At 40.2% G+C, this 4,907-nt stretch carries 2 protein-coding genes and 3 pseudogenes; all 5 read left to right on the forward strand.

Features of this window, described 5'->3' with window-relative positions; genetic code table 11:
* The coding region (locus CBG25_RS04215) for a transposase family protein (protein WP_290603775.1) at nucleotides 1–281 on the forward strand (281 nt) is incomplete at its 5' end.
* A gap of 53 nt (nucleotides 282–334) precedes the next feature.
* Nucleotides 335–1,879, forward strand: a pseudogene (locus CBG25_RS04220) (proline dehydrogenase family protein); the annotation flags it as partial.
* A 187-nt stretch (nucleotides 1,880–2,066) separates the two neighbouring features.
* Nucleotides 2,067–2,594: pseudogene (locus CBG25_RS04225) on the forward strand (winged helix-turn-helix domain-containing protein); the annotation flags it as partial.
* Between the two features lie 123 nt (nucleotides 2,595–2,717).
* Complete coding sequence (gene yegQ / locus CBG25_RS04230; RefSeq protein ID WP_290604821.1) at nucleotides 2,718–4,100, forward strand: tRNA 5-hydroxyuridine modification protein YegQ; 1,383 nt, start codon at nucleotides 2,718–2,720, stop codon at nucleotides 4,098–4,100.
* Between the two features lie 457 nt (nucleotides 4,101–4,557).
* Nucleotides 4,558–4,722: pseudogene (locus CBG25_RS04235) on the forward strand (fructose-bisphosphate aldolase); the annotation flags it as partial.
* Nucleotides 4,723–4,907 lie beyond the last annotated feature (185 nt).

Raw genomic sequence — 4,907 nt, forward strand, 5'->3', positions numbered from 1 at the left:
AGGTAACCATCTGGGCAGATACCGGTTTTCAAGGTATAGATAAACAGCATCCTAATACACAAATCCCAAAAAAAGGAACTCGAAAAAGACCTTTATCGCCTGAACAAAAACAAGAAAATAAAATAATCTCGGGCATCCGTATTACAGTTGAACACGCCATCGCGGGTATCAAGCGCCTCGGTTGCATGACCCAAATTTTACGGAATCGTAGACCCTTTATTGATGATACCTTCTTACTCCTTAGCGCAGGTCTTTGGAATTTCCATCTCAGAACAGCGTAAAATTTACTTCAATCACCGAAACACCCTTATTTCACTATTAAGCAACACGCTTAATGCGGCTAATGGGTGAGCAATTTGTCACTGGTGAAACCATCACAAAAGCACTAAGTAATGCGCATAAAATGGAAAATAAAGGTTTTAGCTACTCGTATGATATGTTAGGTGAAGCGGCCTTAACCGATGAAGATGCCAAAAGCTACATGGCTGCTTACCAACAAGCAATTGATGCCATTGGTAAAGCTTCCCATGGCAAAAGCATTTATGCCAGTACTGGAATATCCATTAAACTATCTGCCCTCCATGCAAGATATTGCCGGGCTCAATATGAGCGGGTGATGTCTGAGCTTTACCCTCGTCTGTTAACATTAACCTTACAAGCACGTCATTACGATATTGGCATTAATATTGATGCAGAAGAAGCTGATCGATTGGAAATTTCCCTCGATCTGTTAGAAAAGCTGTGCTTCGAACCGCTACTGGCCGGCTGGGATGGAATTGGCTTTGTCATTCAGGCATATCAAAAACGCTGCCCCTATGTGATCGATGAAATTATCGATTTAGCGCAACGCAGTCAGCATCGTTTGATGATCCGACTGGTAAAAGGCGCTTATTGGGATAGTGAAATTAAACGCGCGCAAATAGATGGTCTTGAAGGTTACCCGGTCTATAGCAGAAAAATTTATACTGACGTCAGTTATCTGGCTTGTGCGCGTAAATTACTGTCGGTGCCCAATTTGATTTATCCCCAATTTGCCACTCATAACGCCCATACTTTAGCCACGATTTATTATATGGCTGGTGAAAATTATTATCCTGGCCAATATGAATTTCAATGTTTACATGGCATGGGCGAAGGGCTATATCAACAAGTTGTCGGCGCCATCGCCGAAGGTAAACTTAATCGTCCCTGTCGTATTTATGCGCCAGTCGGTAGTCATCAAACCTTGTTGGCTTACCTAGTGCGCCGCTTACTGGAAAATGGCGCAAATACGTCATTCGTTAATCAGATTGCCGATCCTAATATTCTATTAGATAAACTGGTGGCCGATCCAGTGCAACAAGTACTGGCGGCGGCTGAAACAGCAGGCCAACTGGGTTTGCCACATCCACAAATCCCACTGCCTCGTGCGCTATATGGCAGCAAGCGCCTCAATGCTATTGGTATTGATTTGACTAACGAACATCACCTGGCAGCACTGGCGCAGACCCTACTGACCACCCCACTCTGTTATCAGGTTAAACCTTTACTGGCTGGAGAACCGCCCTCGCCGGCTGAAATTTCAGCCCGACAGCTGATCACTAATCCGGCTAATTTTGACGATATCGTCGGCTATGTCCACCAAGCAAGTCTAACCGACGTCGAGCATGCGTTTAAAATTGCTACTGCCGCAGCGACTCGCTGGGCGACGACCCCCATCATCGAACGAGCGGCCATTTTGCAACAAGCGGCTTGCCTGATGGAGCAGCAATTCTCCCGTTTAATTGGCGTATTGATCCGTGAAGCCGGCAAAACCTTTAGTAATGCCATTGCTGAAGTGCGCGAAGCGATCGATTTTTTGCGTTACTACGCCGCACAGATCAGTGAAAATTTCAATAATGCACGAGTTTCGCACCAATAAAAAAACGCTCTATTTTTAAGTTTAATTCAGCATGATATATAAATAGTCAAAACCTTATAAATCAAATACAACTTATTGTAATTTAAGAAAATTTATGTTTTTTAGTAACTTGCAGATTAATCATTGCTTTTAAGCCATTTTTAGAATTTTATATGCCTGTGCGAAACTCGTGGATCTTATGTTGCCAGGTATAGATGGCTTATCAATCTGCCGTCAATTACGTCAATTTTCAGACGTCCCTATTATCATTGTGACAGCGAAAACGGAAGAATTTGATCGCTTAGTTGGCTTAGAAATTGGCGCTGATGACTATATCTGTAAACCCTTTAGCCCACGCGAAGTAATCGCTAGAATTAAAACTATTTTACGCCGTTGCTATCGACAAACTACAACAGAAAATAGTGACCTTAAGCTAATTATTGATGAAAGCGCCTATCAGATACATTATCAAAATCAAACCATTGAATTAACACCGGCGGAATTTCGATTATTAAAATATTTATCCCAACATCCGGGTAAAGTTTTTTCTCGTGATAAACTGTTGAATAACCTCTATGATGATTATCGAATTGTTACTGATCGCACCATTGATAGCCATATAAAAAACTTACGCCGCAAGCTGCAACAATTAGATAAAGAGCGGCAATTTATCCGTTCAGTATACGGTTTAGGTTATCGTTGGGAATTAGTTTAATTAAATTTTGTTAATCCGCTCGCCGGTTGATTTGGATTTCATCACATAAGGCGTTAGAATTAGCTACTTAAAACTTATCCGATTAAGAATAAGTAATGACTTGTTATCAGATTGAGAAATTATATGTTTACGCCAGAATTGCTTTCTCCCGCAGGTTCCCTGAAGAACATGCGCTATGCTTTTGCCTATGGTGCGGACGCTGTTTATGCAGGACAACCGCGCTACAGCCTACGTGTTCGTAACAACGAATTCAATCATGAAAATTTAGCTAAAGGCATTAAAGAAGCCCATGAAATGGGAAAACATTTCTATGTAGTGGTTAATATTGCACCACATAATGCTAAATTAAAAACCTTTATTCGTGATCTTACTCCGGTCATCGAAATGCAACCAGATGCCTTAATTATGTCCGATCCTGGCCTAATTATGCTAGTGAGAGAAACATTTCCAGCAATGGAGATCCATCTTTCTGTCCAGGCAAACGCAGTTAACTGGGCTACAGTAAAATTTTGGCAACAAATGGGATTAAGCCGAATTATTTTGTCTCGTGAGCTTTCTATTGAAGAAATTGCCGAAATTCGTCAACAGGTACCTGATATTGAATTAGAAATTTTTGTTCACGGTGCACTTTGTATGGCCTATTCTGGTCGTTGCTTACTATCTGGTTATATTAATAAGCGCGATCCCAATCAAGGCACCTGTACCAACGCTTGCCGTTGGGAATATAAAGTACAAGAAGGAAAAGAAGACGCAATCGGTAATATTGTTCATCATCATCAACCGATTAAGATAAAAAATATTCAGCCGACCTTAGGTAGTGGACAGCCTACCGACAAAGTTTTTTTAATTGAAGAAAGCAAACGTCCTGGTGAATATATGACCGCTTTTGAAGATGAGCATGGCACCTATATTATGAATTCGAAAGATCTACGAGCAATCGAACATCTTGAACGCTTAACTCAAATTGGTGTCCATTCTTTAAAAATTGAAGGTCGTACCAAATCCTTCTACTATTGTGCTCGAACTGCTCAGGTTTATCGTCGGGCGATTGACGATGCCGTTGCGGGTAAACCTTTCGATCCCTCATTGCTAACCACATTAGAAGGCTTAGCTCACCGAGGTTATACCGAAGGTTTTTTACGTCGACATAACCATGATGCGTACCAAACCTATGAATATGGTTATTCTGTTTCGGATAGCCAACAATTTGTTGGTGAATTCACCGGCCAACGCAAAGATGGGCTGGCAGAAGTGGACGTGAAAAATAAATTCAGTCTGGGTGATAACTTAGAGTTAATGACACCAGCAGGAAATATTCAATTTACCTTAACTGACTTATTTGATAAAAAAAACCTACCTATTCAAGTTGCACCAGGTAATGGCTATAAAGTTTATCTCCCGATCCCTGAGGATGTTGATCTGCAGTTTGCGCTATTAATTCGCAATTTGGCTGGCACAACGACCAGAAACCCACATAACAAACAACAGATTCAAACAATAAAGTAAGTTCAAAAACTAAAGTAAATAGTAATATGTTTGCTTTAGTTATGAGCAATTTTAGTAACCTTAAATAGGGATAATAACAATACATAATTTAAGGAAAAATTTCATTTTTATGTATTAGATCACAGCAATATGATATTCATTATCATAAGATAGTTAGCGAAAAATGTAGAACTAAAAATTAATAGTAAGACTAGGAACCACCTTCTTTGCTAACTCAATCTCCCTTGAGTTAGCTTTTTCTTTTTGTGGCCGATAAAATTCCACTCTTTTTATCAGCAACTATTGTTAATAAATAACCATAAATAGTTAATAAAATAGTATCCATCACTTTAATAACCAACGCTAAAACTAGCATTAAACTGAAGCGATCCACCTCACTTAACTAAAGCAATCGAGCTTGTTTTTCACACTATAATGGATAACAATCAATCACAACGTCAATAAAGGGGAGTAAATTATGACCGATATCGAGACATTGCTAGGCGCGGAAGCTGACAATCTATTACTGCATCGCTGCCAAACCATCGCCCAAGAAAAATTATACCTACCCTGCACCGATTTTATTGATCGCGTTATGATAGATAATAACCGTCCAAACCCAGTTTTGGCCCATTCCCAGTCGAAACGCAACAAACCCATAAAACGTTATGGAGCCATTAGATGAGCTAAAAATACTTCATTTGGAGAAAAATAGCCCAACGATTTTCGTCCCCGAGTATTAAGTATGTGCTCAAGTTCTGCAATCTCGTTGTCCGTGACTGAGTTGAAGTCCGTTCCTTTTGGGTAAAAACGGCGGATAAGTCCGTT

Origin of the sequence: Arsenophonus sp. ENCA (assembly GCF_002287155.1) — a bacterium.
In the GTDB taxonomy this organism is placed as follows: domain Bacteria; phylum Pseudomonadota; class Gammaproteobacteria; order Enterobacterales; family Enterobacteriaceae; genus Arsenophonus; species Arsenophonus nilaparvatae.

Coding starts and splice junctions, on each gene's coding strand:
- yegQ (WP_290604821.1), top strand. CDS start 2,718: ATGTTTACGCCAGAATTGCTTTCTCCCGCAGGTTCCCTGAAGAACATG.